The 19,764-nt window shown below is 51.7% G+C and carries 18 protein-coding genes and 2 pseudogenes; 8 read left to right on the forward strand and 12 right to left on the reverse strand.

The window, feature by feature from the left end; translation table 11 throughout:
- Window positions 1–284: 284 nt before the first annotated feature.
- From BLV85_RS11245 to yjgA, 4 genes are all read right to left on the reverse strand, one after another.
- On the reverse strand, window positions 285–1,685 hold the full coding sequence (locus BLV85_RS11245) for an AmpG family muropeptide MFS transporter (RefSeq protein WP_090415209.1): 1,401 nt from the start codon (window positions 1,683–1,685) through the stop codon (window positions 285–287).
- Window positions 1,682–2,455, reverse strand: a complete 774-nt coding sequence (locus BLV85_RS11250) for an exodeoxyribonuclease III (protein WP_090415211.1) — start codon at window positions 2,453–2,455, stop codon at window positions 1,682–1,684. The genes BLV85_RS11245 and BLV85_RS11250 overlap by 4 nt, the downstream gene beginning before the upstream one ends.
- A gap of 60 nt (window positions 2,456–2,515) precedes the next feature.
- Entirely contained in the window at window positions 2,516–2,884 is a 369-nt protein-coding gene (locus BLV85_RS11255; RefSeq protein ID WP_176974020.1) for a hypothetical protein, read from the reverse strand.
- A gap of 144 nt (window positions 2,885–3,028) precedes the next feature.
- Complete coding sequence (gene yjgA, locus BLV85_RS11260) at window positions 3,029–3,571, reverse strand: ribosome biogenesis factor YjgA (RefSeq protein WP_090415213.1); 543 nt, start codon at window positions 3,569–3,571, stop codon at window positions 3,029–3,031.
- Between the two features lie 124 nt (window positions 3,572–3,695).
- Here yjgA and pmbA point away from each other — a divergent pair, with 124 nt between their 5' ends.
- The 3 genes from pmbA (at window position 3,696) to BLV85_RS11275 (ending at window position 7,051) form a co-directional block, all read left to right on the forward strand.
- A complete protein-coding gene (pmbA, locus tag BLV85_RS11265; RefSeq protein WP_090415215.1) occupies window positions 3,696–5,066 on the forward strand; it encodes a metalloprotease PmbA in 1,371 nt (456 codons plus the stop codon).
- A gap of 11 nt (window positions 5,067–5,077) precedes the next feature.
- The gene (locus BLV85_RS11270) at window positions 5,078–5,632 is read left to right on the forward strand and encodes a TRAP transporter small permease subunit (RefSeq protein WP_176974021.1); all 555 of its coding nucleotides are present in this window, start codon (window positions 5,078–5,080) and stop codon (window positions 5,630–5,632) included.
- Between the two features lie 135 nt (window positions 5,633–5,767).
- The gene (locus BLV85_RS11275) at window positions 5,768–7,051 is read left to right on the forward strand and encodes a TRAP transporter large permease (RefSeq protein ID WP_090415219.1); all 1,284 of its coding nucleotides are present in this window, start codon (window positions 5,768–5,770) and stop codon (window positions 7,049–7,051) included.
- Between the two features lie 462 nt (window positions 7,052–7,513).
- Here the strand turns inward: BLV85_RS11275 and BLV85_RS11280 are convergent, their stop codons facing one another.
- Both BLV85_RS11280 and BLV85_RS11285 read right to left on the reverse strand, forming a co-directional pair.
- Window positions 7,514–7,708 carry a CsbD family protein gene (locus BLV85_RS11280; RefSeq protein ID WP_090415220.1) on the reverse strand — a complete coding sequence of 65 codons (195 nt, stop codon included), beginning with the start codon at window positions 7,706–7,708 and terminating at the stop codon, window positions 7,514–7,516.
- A gap of 491 nt (window positions 7,709–8,199) precedes the next feature.
- The gene (locus BLV85_RS11285; protein WP_090415222.1) at window positions 8,200–9,000 is read right to left on the reverse strand and encodes a PRC-barrel domain containing protein; all 801 of its coding nucleotides are present in this window, start codon (window positions 8,998–9,000) and stop codon (window positions 8,200–8,202) included.
- A gap of 450 nt (window positions 9,001–9,450) precedes the next feature.
- Between BLV85_RS11285 and BLV85_RS11290 the strand changes: the two genes are divergently transcribed.
- The 3 genes from BLV85_RS11290 (at window position 9,451) to BLV85_RS15840 (ending at window position 12,982) form a co-directional block, all read left to right on the forward strand.
- The gene (locus BLV85_RS11290) at window positions 9,451–10,161 is read left to right on the forward strand and encodes a PAS domain S-box protein (protein WP_218132822.1); all 711 of its coding nucleotides are present in this window, start codon (window positions 9,451–9,453) and stop codon (window positions 10,159–10,161) included.
- Between the two features lie 224 nt (window positions 10,162–10,385).
- A complete protein-coding gene (locus BLV85_RS15835) occupies window positions 10,386–10,862 on the forward strand; it encodes a chemotaxis protein CheB (RefSeq protein WP_281245749.1) in 477 nt (158 codons plus the stop codon).
- Between the two features lie 38 nt (window positions 10,863–10,900).
- Window positions 10,901–12,982: a CheR family methyltransferase gene (locus BLV85_RS15840; RefSeq protein ID WP_281245750.1), complete on the forward strand. Its 2,082-nt coding sequence runs from the start codon at window positions 10,901–10,903 to the stop codon at window positions 12,980–12,982.
- A gap of 25 nt (window positions 12,983–13,007) precedes the next feature.
- On the opposite strand, the gene BLV85_RS11300 is transcribed toward BLV85_RS15840, so the two are convergent.
- From BLV85_RS11300 to BLV85_RS15280, 3 genes are read right to left on the reverse strand one after another with little or no spacing between them, the layout of a single operon-like run.
- Window positions 13,008–14,207 (reverse strand): catalase family protein, encoded by a 1,200-nt coding sequence (locus tag BLV85_RS11300; RefSeq protein ID WP_090415224.1) that lies wholly within the window; start codon window positions 14,205–14,207, stop codon window positions 13,008–13,010.
- Between the two features lie 52 nt (window positions 14,208–14,259).
- Window positions 14,260–15,465, reverse strand: a complete 1,206-nt coding sequence (locus tag BLV85_RS11305) for a DUF1207 domain-containing protein (RefSeq protein WP_245725192.1) — start codon at window positions 15,463–15,465, stop codon at window positions 14,260–14,262.
- Window positions 15,462–15,629, reverse strand: coding sequence for a hypothetical protein (locus BLV85_RS15280; protein ID WP_176974022.1), 168 nt, complete (start codon window positions 15,627–15,629; stop codon window positions 15,462–15,464). Before BLV85_RS15280 ends, BLV85_RS11305 begins: the two co-directional genes overlap by 4 nt.
- Before the next feature lie 252 nt (window positions 15,630–15,881).
- On the opposite strand from BLV85_RS15280, the gene BLV85_RS11310 reads away from it, so the two are divergent.
- Together BLV85_RS11310 and BLV85_RS11315 are read left to right on the forward strand one after the other, a co-directional pair.
- Window positions 15,882–16,109 (forward strand): glycine zipper 2TM domain-containing protein, encoded by a 228-nt coding sequence (locus tag BLV85_RS11310; protein ID WP_090415226.1) that lies wholly within the window; start codon window positions 15,882–15,884, stop codon window positions 16,107–16,109.
- Window positions 16,110–16,218: 109 nt separating this feature from the next.
- Complete coding sequence (locus BLV85_RS11315) at window positions 16,219–17,538, forward strand: diguanylate cyclase domain-containing protein (protein ID WP_245725193.1); 1,320 nt, start codon at window positions 16,219–16,221, stop codon at window positions 17,536–17,538.
- Window positions 17,539–18,015: 477 nt separating this feature from the next.
- Here the strand turns inward: BLV85_RS11315 and BLV85_RS15285 are convergent, their stop codons facing one another.
- The 3 genes and pseudogenes from BLV85_RS15285 to BLV85_RS14915 form a co-directional block, all read right to left on the reverse strand.
- Complete coding sequence (locus BLV85_RS15285; RefSeq protein WP_176974023.1) at window positions 18,016–18,177, reverse strand: hypothetical protein; 162 nt, start codon at window positions 18,175–18,177, stop codon at window positions 18,016–18,018.
- Window positions 18,178–18,643: 466 nt separating this feature from the next.
- Window positions 18,644–19,385: pseudogene (locus tag BLV85_RS11320) on the reverse strand (Crp/Fnr family transcriptional regulator).
- 301 nt (window positions 19,386–19,686) lie between these two features.
- A pseudogene (locus tag BLV85_RS14915) lies at window positions 19,687–19,764 on the reverse strand (IS5/IS1182 family transposase); the annotation flags it as partial.

Consider the following 19,764-nt stretch of genomic DNA (forward strand, 5'->3'; position numbering starts at 1 on the left):
GATTTCGAACCTTTCATGGCGCAGAAATCGCATTATATCATGCACTTGGCGCGCTACCTGAACCGGATGTCGCCCACAGATTCTGCTGACGAGCCAAAAATGCATTGCTACCATTATTCAGGCTAAGGAGTCGTTCAGAAATAACTGTAACACTTGGATCACATCTGGCGGGCGCACTGCGGCGTTACTCGTCGTCGCCATAGCTCTTGCTATGACTCCTCCTCTCGCCTTGCATTGCATCCCACCAGACGCGCCCAATTGTCACACTTATTCCTTCACGGCTCCTAAAGCGATTTCTCTGGTGGTTCGTGCATGGCTGCCGATGCAAAATCGATCCGCCCTACTTGCCAGACCAGTAGCAATACCGGCACGCCCAGCAGCGCTGTTCCAGTGAAGAACATGGCGTAGCCATAGGCGTCGACAAATTCTCCGCTGAAGCCGGCGATGAATTTGGGCAGCAGCAGCATGACCGAGCTGAATAGCGCGTATTGGGTGGCGGAATAGGCTGCCTGGGTCAGGCTGGAAAGATAGGCGACAAAGGCGGAAGAAGCAATACCGGCCGAGAGGTTGTCGGCCGAGATGACGAATACCAGGCCGGCGACATCATGCCCCCGCCCTGCCAGCCAGACGAACAAAAGATTGGTCACGGCCGATAACACCGCACCCAGAAAGAGGGTGCGGAAGATTCCGATTTTCGCGGTCAATAGCCCCCCGATGACTGCGCCCAGGATGGTCATGATCACGCCATAAACTTTCGACACTGTCGCGACTTCGTCTTTGGTGAAGCCCATGTCGACATAGAATGGATTGCTCATGACGCCCATCACCACGTCCGAGATTCGGTAGACGGCGATCAACGCCAATACCAGCAATGCATGGCGGCCATGGCGCACGATGAAGTCCTGGAAAGGCGCAATTACCGCGCCATAAATCCAGCCCAGCAAGGCAGTGAGCCTGCCATTCAGCCGCCAACCAGCAATGACTGCCCGCGCCTGCTTTTCATTCTCGATGGCCAGCAGGTTGCTCGGCACGTCGGGTTCGCGAATGACCAAGGTGGTCACAATGCCGACCCCCATGCAGGCTGCCATGAACAGATAGGCGATCTGCCAGGAGGCAGGGTCATAACTGGCCGGTGTGCTGTCGAATGCCGCCGCGATCCAGAGCGCGCCGGCCGAGGCCATGATCATTGCCAGCCGGTAACCTGCCTGGTAGGTGGCGGCCATTGCGCCCTGCAATGGCAAGGCTACGGCCTCGATGCGGTAGGCATCCAGGGCGATGTCCTGGGTGGCCGAGGCAAAGGCAACCGCGAGCGCAAAGAAAACGATATGGGAAAGTTGCTCGACCGGTTCGGTGTTGGCCATGCCGATCAGTGCACCCATGATGGTCAGCTGCGAGAGCAGCAACCAGGCGCGGCGCCGCCCCAGCCAGCGGGACAGCCCCGGCAATGGCATGCGATCCACCAGCGGCGCCCACGCCCATTTGAATCCGTAGGCCAGTCCTATCCAGCTCAGATATCCGATCGTGGCCCGGTCGATACCGGCCTCGCGCAGCCAGAACGACAGCGTGCCCAACACCAGCAGCAAGGGCAAACCGGCCGAAAATCCCAACGCCAGCATACCCGCCACGCGTGGATGCGCGTAGATGCGCAATGCTTGCAACCAGCCCGTGTCGGCTACCGGTTTCATAGCGGGTAGTTGTAGTCGATTACCAGCGGGGCATGATCGGAGAAACGCTCGCTTTTATAAATCGAGGTATCGGTCGCAGCCTCGGCCAGCCCGGGTGTCGCAATCTGGTAATCGATCCGCCAGCCGACATTCTTCGCCCACGCCTGGCCGCGATTGGACCACCAGGTATACTGCTCCGGATGCGGGTTGATTTTGCGGAACACATCCACCAGCTTCAATTCCTCGAAGACCGTGGACAGCCAGCGCCGCTCTTCGGGCAGGAAACCGGAATTTTTCTGATTGGCGCGCCAGTTTTTCAGGTCGATTTCCTGGTGAGCAATGTTCCAGTCGCCGCACAAGAGCACATCCCGGCCGGATGCGGCCAGTGATTGCAGCATCGGATAAAAATGCGCCATGAAGAAAAATTTGGCAGCCTGCCGGTGTTCGCCGCTGGAACCGGATGGCAGGTAAACGGAAATCACGCTCAAATCGCCAAAATCGGCTCTCAGGAAGCGCCCTTCGGCATCGATTTCGGGAATACCCGTCCCTTCCACGACTCGGTCCGGGGCATGACGGGTATAGATTCCCACCCCGCTGTAGCCCTTTCTTTCCGCACAATGAAAATAACCGCTATAGCCGGCAGGGGTGCGCATGGCCTCGGTAAGGTTTTCCGGCTGCGCCTTCAGCTCCTGCACGCAGATGAAATCGGCATCCTGCTGTGGCAACCAATCGAAAAATCCTTTACTGCTGGCCGAACGCAGGCCATTCACATTCAACGTTATGATTCTCATCAGCGATCAAACAGTGACAAAACAATGACAACATGGGTGGCAGGGAAATCGGCGTGCGCATCAACGTATCGGCAAGCCCGGCTTGCAGTAGAAGCGCGCCGGAAACAGCTCGCTGCGGCGTGAATTCTTGATGACATCACCGCCGTTTTTGATACAAGCCATGGTGGACTTATCCAGATTGGCAAAATACTCATTGCTCCCCGGCAGCGCATCGGTCGGTGGCACGGCCTCGCGGATGCGGCGGCAGGTTTCGGGTTCATCGGTGGGCACCGGGTCATTGATATTCAAAGGCAGAGGGCAAAGCTGGCAAGGGTCGCCCGGGCATAGGCAGCCCTTGCACGCGGCGCTCGCCGTGCGCACCCCCACCGTCATGGACAACATAATGATCAACACTAAGCACAACACACTCCAAATCCATTTCAACTGCATCAGTTACTCTCCATAAAATACATTTGATTAATTACAGATTTACAGATCATCCCGATCACCGGCAACGTTGTTGACCGGCTGAAAGGTGCGTTAATACGCCCTGCCCGCCCGGGCAGTATCGGGTTTTTTGACGCGCCTATCAGGTTATGCTTCCGGAATAACCGTGCGCAACACCTGGAACACAGCGCGATAACTTCTGGGCGGTTTGTTTTCGAGTTTTTCTTTGCGGGCATTGCGCAGCAGGACACGCAATTGCTGGACATCAACTTGCGGATAAGCCTGCGCGAACTCGGTCAGGGCCGTTTCATCGCTCAGCAGGCGGTCGCGCCAGCGTTCCAGCTGATGCAGCCAGGCGGTATGCTGCACGCTGGAATGCTGCCAGGCATGCATTTTTTCCTGAATCGGCGCCGCGTCCACCGAACGCATCAACTTGCCGATAAACTGCAATTGCCGCCGGCGGGCGCCATGTTTGGAAATTTTTTGAGCTTCCAGCACAGCCTCGGTCAGATTCTCCGGCAAGTCCAGTTCGGCAATTTGCGCCGGATCAAGTTCAACCAGCTGCTCGCCCAAAGCCTGCAAGGCATGCATTTCATGCTTGCGCCGGGTCTTGCTGGGCTGGGATGCTTCCAATTCAGCTTCTGACTGGGATAAATCCTTCGGATGATTTCGCACAACGGCTACTCGCATTGGGAATGATCAAGAAGCTGTTATCATAACCCGCTTTGAGCATTCATATATATTCTCGTTCATATGCGTGAACCATGCCTGACCGCTTTTCGCTACTCTGACGAACCTTCTAGCAAGTAATCCAATGGAAAACAACTTAAATCGCGATTCTGAACAGCCACACCCCTTTTCATACACTCAGGAAAATTTACGACAAATCGCCCAGGATATCCTGACATTTGCCAAAAATCATGGCGCCGATGCCTGCGAAACCCATGTTTCGGATGGTTCAGGACAGAATGTCACGGTCCGTCAGGGCGCAGTCGAAACCATCGAATACACGCGCGACAAAGGGCTGTCCGTCACCGTCTATATCGGCCAGAGACGAGGCAATGCCAGCAGCTCCGATTTCTCACCCAAAGCCATCCAGGAAACTGTCAGCGCTGCGCTATCCATTGCCCGGCACACGGCGGAAGACCCTTATGCCGGGCTTGCCGATGCCGACTTGCTGGCAACTGCATTTCCCGATCTGGATTTGTATCACCCGTGGTCATTGCCGGTTGAAGAAGCGATCGAACTGGCGCGCCGATGCGAAGCCACCGCTCTGGCCACCGACCCGCGTATCGTCAATTCGGAAGGTGCCAGCATAGCCAACAGCACCTCGCAATTTGTTTATGCCAACAGCCTTGGTTTCTGTGGCGGTTTTCCGCTGACCCGGCATAGCGCCAGCTGCGCCGTGATCGCTGGCGAGCATGGCAGCATGCAGCGGGATTACTGGTATAGCGTCGCCCGGTCCGCGCATGATTTGGAAGCCATCGATGAAATCGGCACCAAGGCAGGCCTGCGCAGCCTTGCCCGGCTGGGCGCAAGGAAAATTGCCACCTGTGAAGTCCCGGTGCTGTTTGAAGCGCCGGTGGCATCCAGTCTGATCGGCTGTTTTGTGCGTGCTGTGAGCGGCGCCAGCCTCTATCGAAAATCCTCATTCCTGCTCGATAGTATTGGCAAGCAAGTTTTCCCGGCCAACATCCAGCTCACTGAATTGCCACATCTGGCGAAAGGATTGGCCAGCTGCACCTTCGATGAAGAAGGTGTGGCCACGCAGGCACGCAAGGTTGTGAAAAACGGTATCGTACAAGGCTATTTCCTGGGAAGCTATACGGCGTGCAAACTTGGCCTGCGCTCGACCGGTAATGCAGGCGGCAATCATAATCTGGTTCTGGAAAGTGATGCGCCACTTGCTTTTGACGCGCTCCTCAAACAAATGGGCAGGGGCTTGCTGGTAACCGAATTGCTGGGCCATGGCGTCAATCTTGTGACCGGCGATTACTCTCAGGGGGCGGCCGGTTTCTGGGTGGAGCAAGGGGAGATTCGCTACCCCGTCGAGGAAATCACCATCGCTGGCAACCTCAATACGATGCTGCGCGGAATCATCGGTGTCGGAAACGATGTCATTATCCGTGGATCCAGACAATGCGGCTCCCTACTGATCGAGCGCATGACAGTGGCAGGCCACTAGGAGGGTTGCAAGTGAATCTGTTACGTAAATTCGAGCAGCTGGCTGGCAAGCTTTCCGGTGCGGCCGGCTGGCTGGCCGGCTGGCTGTGCGTACTGATGATCGCAGTGGTATTCATCGATGTCATCGCCCGCTATTTGTTTCATGGCGGATCGATGGCCATGCAGGAGCTGGAGTGGCATTTATTCGCCGCCGTCTTCCTGCTGGGCGCGGCCTACACCGTGCGCGAGGATGCCAATGTGCGGGTCGATGTCGTCTATACCCGCCTGGCACCACGCCGCAAGGCCATCGTGGATATCTGCGGCCATAGCTTGTTCGTCATCCCCATGTGCGCGCTGATTCTCTATAGCGCCTGGGATTTTGTCGGCTATTCCTACCATCTCCAGGAAGTATCGAATGACCCAGGTGGCCTGCCCTACCGTTTTGCATTCAAGGCATTGCTGCCGATTGGCTATGGTTTGGTGCTGATCCAGTCGCTCGCAATCGTCTCGCGCAATCTCAGATTCCTGGCCGGCGGTCCCGATCCGGCACTGATAGACCATCCGCCCTTGCATCAGGAAAAATTATAGTTCTCTCCCATTTTTGAATCGCTATTTAACGCTTCACCGTTGTTCACTGTTTCCTATGTCTGATCTCATTTTTCCAGCATGTGGGTTACCTGCCCAGGGCCCCATGCCACACCGTCTGGCGCCGGAGTTAGCCGGATGATCGCACTTTCCATGTTTCTGGTCTGCCTGGCCATGCTGGCCATGGGCTTCCCGGTTGCGTTCACATTTGGCGGCGTCGCGCTGTTCTTTGGCTTGTATGCCGAAGGGTTGCAACTATTTCTGATGGTCGCCGAGCGCATGCACTCGATCATGACCAACATCACGCTCATGGCGGTGCCGTTGTTCATCTTCATGGGGCTGATACTGGAGAAATCCGGCATTGCAGAAAAAATGCTGGTATCGATGGGCTCGCTGTTTGGCCGCATACGCGGTGGACTGGCGGTATCAACCGTGGTGGTCGGCATGTTGCTGGCAGCTTCGACCGGAGTGGTCGGCGCTTCGGTCGTCACCATGGGGTTGATCGCCCTGCCGGTGATGCTGAAATACAGTTACGACAAACGGTTGGCAACCGGTATCATTTGCGCATCCGGCACGCTGGGGCAAATTATCCCGCCCTCGATCATACTGATCATCATGGGTGATGTGCTGCAGAAGCCGGTTGGCGATTTCTACCGCGCGGCCCTGTTGCCAGGGCTGCTGCTGGTGCTGATCTACATCATCTACTGTTTACTGCTGGCCTGGTCGAGAAAGGAAGCCGCTCCACCGGTTCCTGCCCGCAACGGATCCTTGCTTGCGCAATACTGGCATGCCTTTAAAACCATCGTCCCTGCCCTGACACTGGTGATGGTGGTGCTAGGCACCGTCATTGCCGGCGTTGCGACCCCCACTGAATCAGCGGCGATGGGCGCAGTGGGCGCGATCGTCCTGGCTACGCTTAACCGGCGATTCAAACTAAGCATGCTGCATCAGGTCGCCATGCAAACCACCAAGATCACCGCCATGGTATTCACCATTCTGGCTGGCGCCACTTTTTTCTCCATGGTGTTTACCTATACCGGCGGCGATGAGGCTGTCGAACAGATCATGCAACATTTGCCCGGCGGAAAATGGGGATTTGTCTTTCTGATGATGCTGATCATCTTCTTGCTCGGATTTTTTATCGATTTCGTCGAAATCGCTTATATCTTCATCCCGATGATTTCGCCGCTGCTGATCAAGTTCGGCATCGATCCGCTTTGGTTCGGCATCCTGGTAGCACTCAATCTGCAAGCCTCCTTTCTGACGCCGCCATTTGGTTTTTCGCTGTTTTACCTGCGTGGTGTCGCACCGGCATCGATCAGCACAGTCGATATCTATCGTGGCGCAGTGCCGTTTATCCTACTGCAATTGCTGGCACTGACCCTCGTCATTCTCTTCCCGGGTCTGATCAAGCTGGTCTAGCCCGGAAAACTCGCCACAAATGGGTCGGCGCGCTCTTGTGTTCCTAATGGGAAATCCGGGATAGCGCGTCACATAGGCATGAGCTGATGGTTATCTCCGACTCCGTCCCGGGGTTCAGTGCTGTTTCTCTGGCGCGATAATGATCGTTTCCTTGGTGCCGGGCTCGCCTCGTGGACCTTCCGGACCAGTTTTGCCTGATCCTGAGCCTATCGATAAGCAGCCTGCCATTCCAACCAATATCACGGTGACTATAAATCGATTTAGGATTCTCATTGGACTTTCCTTTTTCAGATGATACCAAGGCTGTTATAACTTAGCCTAAAGTAGGGTTGTTGCATGACAAGAAAAACGAAGCTAGATCGCCTTTTGAAACCAGCGGGATATCCAGAATAAAAGTTACAATGCAGGCAAAAAATATTGTTGTGCAACATTTTTTGCCTGCAGGTTTGCTCGACTGCATTCTTACGATTTCTTGACGGCTTCTTCCAAATCTGTGGCGGCTTCCTTCAGATCACCAACACCTTTCAGAATCTTGCCTTCAGCCTGTTTTTTCAGTCCTTTGGCCTGCTGCTCAGTGCTGCCAAGCATCTTGCCAGCTTCTTCCTGGATTTTGCCAGCGATATCTTTTGCTTCGCCTTTTACTTGATTCTTGTTCATGATGAATTCCTCAATAATTAAAATATTTGCAAGGCAAACCGTGCTCGATTCGCGTGCTGCTCGCCACATCATTTATGTGAATATGACTAACAGCTTTATAAAGTGGATGCAATAACCCGTCTGTGCGCTAGATAACATAGCAAAATTACTAAATGCTGCTGCTGCGGAAAAGAAGACGGAGTGTTGCGTTGATCAGCTTGTGGGAAAAGTTCCATGACTCATGGTAGAGCTTATGATACGGCTCTTTGGGCGATACTTGCTTATTGCTGTTCCGAGGAACCTTGACAGGAGTTATCTCCAAGTTTATCCAGAGATAACCGGGCTTATTGAATTAATTAAGGACACCTCCAAAAATCCATATTTCGTCGCAATACGTCGTTGCTCACAAAGAATGTCTCCTTACATATCAATCATATGCTGCGTCAACATTTTTTGTTCCCGCCTCGCCTTGTTTAAAACTCTGAATTTTTTGAGATACCCTTAAGTTAAGGCTAATTTGTAAATCTAAAATTAGCCGCTTGTTCTAATTGTTTCTGGGTGAGATTTAGTATAATCTCCTCATCTGATTTATTCACTTGCAGGCTATGAAATGGCACGGCAACCAGTTTTTCAATCAGGTTGAGTACTTCCCCAACTGAAACAATTGCATAAACGATTTTCTCATTTTTGCTCAGTAGCAAGTCTTTAATCAACCCCAACTTTTTGCCATAGGGATCAACGACATCCATTCCAAAAAGCTTTTTGGCATTGATATTGTAATCTATATTGGCTGCGTAGTATTTACCCCCGGTGCTACTTGTTGCGGGACGATTGTTGGTCTGGTAATTGCGGTCACCGACATATTCAAATTTAAACTCGGGCATTTCCTTTAACTGTTGTTCAGAAAGATTAATGGCCACATTCTCTTCTGTTTTATGTATAGTCATAGCATGAAGTGGAATGACAACCATTTTTTTACCGACACCGAGAAAACCTCCAGCTGACACGATTGCATAAGAAATTTTTTCGTTGTGACTTAATACCAAGTCTTGAATTTCTCCCAGTTTGTTGCCGTTTTGACGACTCATGACGCTCATGTTTATAAGTTTTTGGGCGTTGATATCGTATGCAAGATTGGCTGGGCCTAATTTGACATAAGCATCCTCGTCATAAGCGCCCACAGTATCGTTTCTCGTGGAATTGCCGGCTTTCTCCAAGTCCCTTTTGTCACCGGCATGTACAGATAAGCAGGTTATCAAAAGGCTGAGGCCGATTAAGGAAGTGAAGTTGAATAAATGCTTACTGTAAATCATGATTTAACTCCTTGATTGATTTATTGACTAAAGATTAGCGCTAAGCAATAAAGTACTTAAGACACCATTCATTTAGCGGTATCTTTAAAGAATCATGGTTAGCCACGTTAATTGACAGCCAACCACAATTATTTAAAAATTCCCATCATTGCTAACAAAATTTAATAGCGCTACCGAAAGTTATTAGCAAGGAGTCGATAGTGATATTTATGAGATTGCCCCTTCAGATAGAAGGAAACCTATCCTAGCAGCAAGATGGGATGTTTATCTGTGCGGCGGCACACTTAGGAGCCGTGAAGGAATAAGTGTTACAGCTATTTATGAGCAACTCCTTAAAACCGAAAATGGGTGTTTGTTTTTGTTATGCGAGCTTAAAGAAGCTACTGAGTAGCTCGATTACCTTTTATTTTGGTTAATAATATGTTCATTTCCCATACTGCCGGAGGCTGTATGCCCAAACGCACTGCACCACCCAAACACCAGACAACATTGCGCCATGAAGCTGAAACCCGGCTCAACAAAGGCGCAGCGCCCTCCACGCAAGGGTGGACACTCGGAAAGGATGCACTTTCTATGCTCTATGATCTGGCCAGAGATCCCGCGGCTGCCGGTGATGCACTCAAATTGCTTCACGAGTTGCAGGTCCATCAAGTGGAACTGGATCTGCAGCATGAACAGATGGAGCAGGATAGAAACGAACTCGTAGAAGCACTGGCGCGATATGCCGAACTCTATGAGTTTGCACCGGTCGGATACTTCATCGTTGATTCCGAGAGCAAGATCATCGAGGGCAATCGGACTGGTGCAAGACTGTTTGGCGTTGAGTGTGCAGAATTGAGCGGGCAGCGCATCGATAGCTTCCTGGCACCTGCAAGTGGGCAAGTGTTACGTGCGTTGCTGGAGCGGCTACGCATCGACAGCAGGGGAAGCTGCGAATCACAAACCAGGGGGGGCAAGGCACATCGCGCTGCTTGCAAGTCGTGGCAACTATCTCGCCCAACAGCGGGTATTTTCTGCTGGCTTTTATGGAAACATCTGCTCGTCAGGGACCTGACCAGCTCTCCTGAACTTTTGATCGCTTGCCGGCATGGATACATCACGGTGCTTGATCATGGCAGCATGGCAGAATTGAAACCAAGAGGCTGTCCAGGAACAGGCTGATCTACTGCGGACGAACCTACCTGATCGAGTTTTCCAATTCGCCCAGTTAAATAGAACAACTATTCTCCTCAATGATCGAACAACCCGACTCAACCATCCTCGCTTTCGTGACGATCGCTATTCTCGGACAGTTTTCCATAATCTGCGAGTGCTATGTTTATGTCTTAGTGAAGCGCAGCAGACCATCCGCCGTCAAATCGTCTAGTGGCCTAAAGAATTAGCTTATGGGTTCCTTAACTGGCGCTGATCAGCCCGGTGATCCATCGACGATACCGCGCATCGTTGGCATCGGCGCTTCAGCCGGCGGTCTTGCGGCGCTGGAACAATTTCTGGAGCAGATCGCGCCAGGAAATGACTTGGCCTACGTCATAGTGCAGCATCTCGATCCCACGCAAAAAACCCTATTGGCCGAGTTGTTGCAGCAGGCCACCAAGCTGCCGGTACGGGAGGCTGAAAATGGAATGCGTGTTGAACCTGACAGTGTGTATGTGATTCCGCCCAACACAGAACTTACGGTGGTCGACGGCGTGTTGCATCTGGCCACTCCCGCTGAGCCGCGTGGTTTTCGGTTGCCCATCAACATCCTGTTTTCCTCGTTGGCCCGCGACCAGGGTGAACGTGCCATCGCGGTAATCCTGTCCGGGATGGGGTCGGACGGCACGCTGGGCTTGCAGGCTATCCGGGCATTGGGGGGGCTCTGACCGTTGTACAGCAACCCGAGTCCGCACAGTTCGATTCGATGCCCAAGAGTGCTATCGCTGCAGGGTGTGTAGATATTATCGCGCCACCTGCTGAGTTGCCAGGGCATATCCGTGCCTACATCACCCAGGCGACCAAGAGCGTGGAGCCGGATGCCGCGCTAACGGGCGTGGCCCAAATGCCACAGACACCACCAGCATTGCCGGCGGATCCACTGCTAAATATTTTCGGGCTATTGCAACAGAGAACCCGGCACGATTTTTCCGTCTATAAGCCCAGCACGCTGTATCGCCGTATCCATCGGCGTATGGCCATTCATGCAATTGACACGCTGGCGATGTACGAAGCGTTCATGCGACAGAATGTGCAAGAGATCGATCTGTTGTTCAAGGAATTGCTGATCGGTGTAACCAGCTTTTTTCGTGACGCCGCAGTCTGGCAGCAACTAGCGGACTCCACCTTACCGGAACTGCTGGCACGGCGGCCTAACGAGCACAAGCTGCGTGCCTGGGTTGTCGGCTGCTCAACCGGAGAGGAGGCCTATTCTTTGGCCATGATATTTGCTGAGGTAGTGCAGCGACTGTCGCTAAACCGTAAGTATACGTTGCAGATATTTGCCACGGATCTGAATCCGGATGCCATCACAACGGCGCGCCGTGGAGTATATCCCACGTCAATCAGTGCCGACATCTCACCGGAAAGACTGGCGCGTTTCTTCAGTGCGCACGATAGTTACTTCCGGATCAATCAGGATATCCGCGATACCGTGCTGTTCGCACAGCACGACGTTGTACTCGACCCCCCCTTCACCAAACTCGATCTGCTTTCCTGCCGCAATCTGATGATCTACTTCGATGCTGTACTCCAGCGCAAGCTGTTGCCCTTGTTTCACTACAGCCTGCGATCGGGCGGCGTATTACTGCTGGGGAGTTCGGAGACAGTCGGCCGGTTTAAACAACTGTTCACCCCCATCGAATCAAAATTGCGGGTGTATCTGCGCCAGGATTACGCTTCCGATGCCGTTCCCGAGCTCTTGGTAAAGTCGTTTCCGCCATTATCCAGGATAAAAAAGGAGCGCCCCATGTCGCCACCCACTCATGCCCACCAATTTGCCGACAACCTACAAGCTGCAGCTGACCATTTGTTGTTGCAGGTATATGCGCCCGCAGCCGTAGTGGTCAACAACGCCGGTGACATCGTGTATATTAGCGGACGTACCGGCAAGTACCTCGAACCCGCTGCAGGCAAGGCCAACTGGAACTTCCACGCCATGGTGCGCGATGGTTTGCGCGCGCCACTTATGGACGCCATGAAGCGGGCCGCCAATCAAAGTGAACCGGTACAGTTACACGGCCTGCGAGTACAAGGATCAACTAGTGCACAACTGGTTGATGTTTCAATACAAGCACTGTGCGAGCCCGCCGCTTTGCAAGGCATGATGATAATAGTATTCCGTGACGTGGCGGCGGCAGTGCGGGGGCGACGCAAAGGACACAGCGCACTAGAGGTGTCCCATGCGGCTGAGTTGCAGCAATACCAGGATGAAATCCGGATCCTGCGCGAGAAAGCGCGCGCATCCAGAGAAGAATTGCAGTCGGCCAATGAGGAATTACAGTCTACCAATGAAGAACTGCAATCGACCAATGAGGAGCTGACAACTTCAAAAGAAGAAATGCAGTCCATGAATGAGGAGCTTCAGGCGATCAACGCTGAGTTGCAGGCCAAACTCGATGATCTCGCCCTCGCCCAAAGCGACATGAAGAACCTGCTCAATAGTACTGATATTGCCATACTGTTCCTCGATCAGAAATTGAATGTCAGACGTTATACCGAACAAGCCTCGAAGATCATCAATGTTCGGGAAAGCGATATCGGTCGGCCGCTCAGCGACCTTACCACAAGCCTGCAGTACCCAACGCTGCAAGACGATGTAAACGAGACGCTACGCACGTTGTTTTTTTCAGAGAAACAGATTCCTACCAGTGACGATCGCTGGTTTTCAGTGCGCATTATGCCTTACCGCAGACTGGACAATGTGATCGATGGCGCCGTGATCACCTTTGTCGATATCACTGCCACGAAACAATTGGAATCAAAACTCCGCCAGGATCTGAGCCAGTGATTGACCCAAACGACGTGAATATAATTTAAAAGGCCTCATCACCTGTCGGTTCAACGGGTGTGATGGCGTTCATGTTGCGCCTAAGGTCGGCAGCGGACGAGTAAACCACTTTTCTGATCCGATTCATTCCGCCAAGCGGCCGGTGTTCGGATACTGAGTGCCAAGGATTGTATGAAAGATTTTCGCAGAATTTATTCTGGGCTGGTTTATCGAAGTCTTGTTTGGGAATCGTGATCGTTGCGACTTTAAAAAATGGCGCTATGCTTTCTTCCCATTCATCCGTGGATATCTCAACACTGAGCGCCGCGCCTGCGGGTATGCTGGTATCACGCGTCTGGATCAGGAATTCGAAGCAGGCGTCCTGGGTGCCGAGAGATTGTTTCATCGCCGCACGCAGGTAGTTGGGGTCCTGGGACTTGCCAGAGGGGGGGCTGTTGTCCATTTCAACACAAGGTTTCACGGAGTATTTCATTGCCCGCCGGTGTGTACCAGAGCCAAGTTGATGAGGCACCATCGACCAGTAGCGTGTATAGAGCGGGTTGCCAATTTTCTTGCCACTGATCTTTGCAGCGATGATTGTACCTTCGATGCCAAGCGAGAATGGTACGGATAAACGGGTCAGTAGATAGGGACTACTGCGCGCCTGAACGAAGCTCAAATATGTCTGCGGATCGTTGATAAAAAATACGGGATGATTAATCATCATGAAATCCTGGGTATAGTGTTCGTCAGGCAGGAATTTTTCTCCAGGAACGCCCATGAGTTTAATCGCCATGCCCCGTCCGTCTCCTTCCTTGTCATCAGCTGTTGGATCGCTGCCGCCGTTAGAGAAACGGATCCAAGCCTTGTAGTGCGCCCCGGATTGAAAAACACCGTGCTGGTGTTCGTCGTTAAGTGTCTTATTAACCTGGAAATCCGCCAACACGCAACCGTGTGTTTTGGTGTGAACGTGGCGCAGTGCGGGAGGATTATCTAGATAGCGCGATTTGATCGTTTGTTCGATGTTTTTCGCGATAGCGAGCGTTGCGGCTTCTTCCCCTGGCCAAAGTGACTCGCCGAGTTCAGTGTCATAAACGATATCGCTGGTCTGTGTTGACTGGTTGCTGGAGTATGCTGTGTTCGAAACCAGGCTTTCTTCGGAGGTCTTGCACGCAGTAAACAGTGTCAGACCAGATAACAGTAATGCATACCTGGAAATAATTGAGTACGGAGGGAATGGTTGCATGATGACCTCGTATGAAAACGGGATGGTTGGGTGTCGCCGGTTGACCTGATACCTAAAAATGGTAATGCGCTCCGATACCGATATATTCGACTTTCTCTTTAAAAAACTGACCAGTAGGTGAATTGCCGTTAAAATATTCAGCAAGGAGTTGAAGCCTTCTGTTAAAGGTCTGAAAATTATCAAATTGAATTCCAGCCCGGGCGGAGATGTCGGCATTCCAATTGTTTTGTTCATGATTCTTGATATCAACCGCTAGAATCGGCCTGATAGATGCAATATCAAGACGCCATGGGCTTCTGAATTCAACGCCATATTGAACGGACCAGGGTTTAATTGTCGACGGCTCTTTATGAAAGATACCACCGCCTCCACCATAGACGCGTATCCCATAAGGAAACTCATAAGACAGCCTGAGGTCGACACCTTCGTAACTGAGATTGATGCGCTCCAGGCTGGTTAGCTTTCTCAGCAAAAATTCATCACCAAGATGAGAGCTCTGATGATAGATGCGAGCAAATGCAGAGGCGTTACCTGCACGCATACTTGAGTAAATCGATGCAATGAAATCCGTATTGATGAGATCAGATGAAGGGGCGTCGAGATTGAAATCGCTGAAAACGCCGGCTTGCAGACCTACTTCCCACTGCACTATAGATTGCCCAAAATTGGCACGGTAAAATGGCAATGTCTCACCAAAGCTGACAGCGGCATTGTTAGTTCCATCAATATTCTTTCCGACGTAATTGCGATAGGCGACAGAGAAATGGGCCCATCGTGGATCAGCCAGTAATGGTTTAAACAGATGGCCTGACGGCAATATCCCCGTCGCAAGCATAGCCGAATCCGCTGTGGGCATACTTTCTTCTATGGGCACTGCTTCAGCCGGTGCTGTCGATATAGCGGAGGTTTGCTGAACGCTGCGCTCTCCAATACTTACTCCGCTAACCCCGGTGATCTCCATTAGTGCCTGCACAATCTTCTCACGATCATCTGCTGATACCTGATCGGCGGACAGGATAATGTTACCGTTTTCTACGGTTAACGAAGGAGTATCGATCTTGAATGCATATCTGAGAATGCCTGTGGCATACCCAGCGATATAAGAGTCATCCGACATTGCGGCGCTCGTCGTGAAAACACACACTAGCAAGACTGTGAAAATTGACAAACCCCGCATAACAAGTCTGATTTTACCCAAGGTGCAAATTGGACAAGCCTCTTGTGTTTCGGGTGCATTTCTTGTCTCGTATATTTTCATGCATCCATCTCCTGAATAATTGCTACTGGCCGGTTGTTTTGCTTCCTTGTCACCTGGTCGGGAACCGAGAGATCGACCGTTTCATTGAGCATTGCCAGGAAAGCGCAAAAGCGGCGTTTTTTTAAAGCAGAGTGCTCGTCCTCAAACGCTGGTGTGATGTCCATACAAAATTGAAACAGCAAAGCGATGGCTCAACTCGATTTGAACTGAGCCGATTGAAATCCTTTTAAGTAAAGTATTACAGGGGTTAGGCGCCCGGTATGTGCGCTAGCACACAAATACAGTCAGAGATTCGATCAAAAGGTAATTCCCGTCTTACGCATATGTTCGCTACCACACAGACTGTGGTGGGGATCGCGATTATCATTGGCAAATAGGGGTTTAGCTATGCTTTGATATTCTACAAGAGGTATTTAATGAAAACGATGCGAGGAATTGCAGTCAATGCGATGATCATAGCAGTGATGCTTGGCTTAAGTGGTTGTTCTGGCATGACGGCACGGGATAGAAACACCGCGATCGGTGCTGGCGCTGGTGCTGTTGGGGGTGCTGCCCTAACGGGCGGGAGCGCTCTCGGAACAGTCGGGGGTGCGGCGGTGGGCGGCGTGATAGGTAACCAGGTCGGTGATGGTGATGATAAATAGTCATTCCAGCAGTCACGCTGTGACTCATTCCGGTAATTGAACGCTTTAGCCTAGTGTCACGTATATTTATCACTTCCCGTTCGCTCATCCATGAAGAATGAAAGTTAACATGGCGAACCAAGTTCTGCTCATCACGAGCGATGCCAGCGATGCCATGTCGCTGAAGGAGGTGCTCAGCCAGGCAAAAGATGACGCATTCGACATTGAATGGGTAGTGCGACTCTCCGATGGACTGGAACGATTGCGTGCAGGCGGTATCGATGCAATTTTAGTGGATTTGTCGCTACCCGACAGTCAAGACATTACGACATTTGATAAGCTGTACGCCATTGCACCCCAGACACCGATCTGGATACTCAACACGGCGGATAGTACGATGCTTGCGATGGAAGCCGTGCAGCGCGGTGCGCAAGGTTATCTTTCATATAATCACTTTAGCAACGATCTGGTGCCACAATCGCTGCATAACATCATCCAGCGCAAGGCTGCCGAGGAATCTCTCTTCCTAGAAAAAAACCGTGCTGAAATCACCCTCAACTCCATCAGTGACGCAGTCATTGGCACCGATATGTCGGGCAATATCGACTACATGAACATCGCGGCGGAAGGTATGACTGGATGGTCGAGAGAAGAAGCGCTGGGGCATTCCATTAGCGAAGTGATGCATATTGTCCATGGCAAGACGCATGATCCAGTGCCAAATCCGGTCGAATGGGTACTGCAACGAGACGAGGCAATGGCATTGACTGCGGGTACGATACTGATTCGGCGTGATGGGAGTAAAGCGGCAATCGAAGATTCCGCTGCGCCGATCCACGATGTGGATGGAAAAATTGTCGGTGCGGTAATCGTGTTCCATGATATTTCGGTTTCGCAAGCGATGATTACGAAAATGGCTCGCTTGGCACAGCACGACTCCCTGACCAACTTACCAAACCGCATGTTGCTGGATGACCGCATCACGCAAGCTATCGCCCTGGCAAAACGGCGCGGCACCCAACTCGCTCTGCTATTTCTGGATCTGGACAATTTTAAGTGCATCAATGATTCACTCGGGCATTCGGTAGGCGACAAATTGCTGCAATCCGTTGCGCAGCGCTTGCGTGCGTGTGTGCGCGGCACAGACACGGTGAGTCGGCTGGGCGGCGACGAATTTGTGGTATTGGTGGCGCAGGACAAGCACGCACATGATGCCGCCTTGATTGCTGACAAGATACTCGCCACATTGGCAGTATCGCATTCGATTGATGAACATGATCTCAATGTGACGACCAGCATCGGTATCAGCACCTACCCTGCAGATGGCCAGGATGCGGAAACCCTGATCAAGAACGCGGATATCGCGATGTACCATGCCAAGGATAAGGGTTGCAACAATTACCAGTTTTTTAAGGGTGCGCTGCACATCTCCGCGCAGTTGAGCGGTTAGCTATCGAAACCCGTTTACGCTAGATCCATCCGAAATAGGGAGTGATGTCGCCTGATTACTTTGTGCAGAACATTGTCCACAGCATCGATTCGTAATGATTCAGTCGGATGCCTGCTTGGTCAGCGCGGTCAACACCAACTGCTAACCAAGCCAAGTTTAGTGGCAGCACAGCTTGCCGTTTGTCTAGTACTCCGTTCCGCCAAACCGATTACATGAAATCGCGCCTTCGCCTGTCATGCGTTGTTGCAAATCCTCGCCATAGCTACGGCTATGACTGCGGTTTGTGCCTAGGAGGCTGTCCGAGAATAGCGATTGTAGCGAGGACGAAGCTGGCTGAGCGGGATTTTTCGATCATTTGAGGCGAATAGTTGTTCTATTCAACGAAAAGGATCGGAAAATCCAGCCTGGCAGGCAAATCCATCGATTTCATTTGTAAGCTAATTGACGGAACGGAGTACTAGATGACGTCAATTTTTGCTAATCGACGATCTTTTCATTCAGGGCATCGCCCGCTTTCTCGGCTGACTCATCTATTTTTTCTCCCACCGCCTCTGCCGAATTTTTCTTCTCGCAAGCGGGCAGTCCAGCGATGGAAACCATCGAAATCACCACGACTATAAGTGTTCTTGAAATATTCATTTGTGTCACTCCTTTAATTTGGCCGGCTGGGGTAAGCCCAATGCCCGGGGATGTCTCTTTAGTTGTAAAGAATATAAATGATAACCAATACGATGGCAGGCACGCCAAGTAACCACGCCAGTAAATATTTACCCATTTGTTTCTCCTCGAAAGAAATGGAAATTACCAATCTGTTAACCGATAGGCCGCCGCTCAGCAATATAAGTGGCGCGTTTACTGCTTCTGAAGACAGCACCAAAATTCAAACTGCAGGCCCAACGTCTGGTGTAATCTTATCAAGTGAATCAGATCATTGCGTGATAGAGCCTACAGCATGCAGCAATTGTGGTCTGTGCGTTGGCGTACAGAGATGGGGGCAAAGATAAATGCGTTGCGATGGGTTAATAGGTGATGCGTGGATGATGCTCTCGTGATTATTGGGGGATATGTAATAGATTATTTGCAGTGAAATCCCTTTCAATACCAATCAGGTTGCGATCCTGTCAGGAAGCAGCCGATCATATTCCTTCTTGACCACTTTATAGCACTCGCAAACCTTGGCTTCCAGGCGCGACCGATCCAGTACGGCGATACGGCCCCGGTGATAATCGATCAGGCCAGCACGTTGCAGTTTACCCGCTGCTTCGGTCACGCCTTCACGGCGCACACCAAGCATATTGGCGATCAATTCATGAGTCATTTTCAACTCATTCGATGGCAAGCGATCGAGGCTTAACAGGAGCCAGCGGCAGAGTTGCTGTTCCATGTTCCACTGAATGATACCGGTTGCATACCGCCGTTTGCCCGATCTGCGTGAGTAGCGCCTGAGTATAACGCAATAATAGGTGCGTGACTGCCGCAACATGTTCGAATTCCTGCATCAATAAACGTCCATCCAGCCGGTAGGCGTGGCCCGCGCTCTGTACCACGGATTGTTGCGGCATGGAGTTTCCGCCCATAAAAAGGCTTACCCCGACTATTCCATCATTACCGACCAGCGCAATTTCGGTTGATCCGCCATTCATCGTGACATAGAGCAGGGATACGATCGCGTCAGCAGGAAAATAAACGTGGTTCAACGTACAATCAGGCCCGCACAAGGTTAGACCGAGCGGCAGCGGCACCAGCTCCAAGTGGGGATATAATCGTTTCCGCACTTCTGCGGGCAAAGTAGCAAGAAGATGGTTCTGCTGTGGCGCACAGGGAGCATGGAGAGAATCATTATGCATCGGTAATCTCCTTTATCAGCTAAGAAGCTGTTTGGGAATTCCAATCTCAGATTGCTCAACGCTGTGGCAACTGTAGCGTTATTGTTGCCGAAAAGCATCTGGATGGCCGCAGCCCATTGGGTCTCGCCAAGATGGCGGTTGAAATTGCGGATGGCCATTGTTTTCTGCCGTCTTTGCGAGCACAGCGAAGCAATCCAGCCTAACATCAGCTTGGCTTCGATACCGAGTCGCTTGCCAAGATGCTTGCAGTTTGGAAAAACCATTCGTATCCACATGCGTCATATTAGGGTCTGTTGACATTTCACATAGGTAACCACAGATACCCACACGCCATGGCTACCATACTTTCATAATTTCGCTTCAGTTTGTCGTATCGTGT

It is taken from the genome of Nitrosomonas halophila (assembly GCF_900107165.1).
GTDB classification, from domain to species: Bacteria; Pseudomonadota; Gammaproteobacteria; order Burkholderiales; family Nitrosomonadaceae; genus Nitrosomonas; species Nitrosomonas halophila.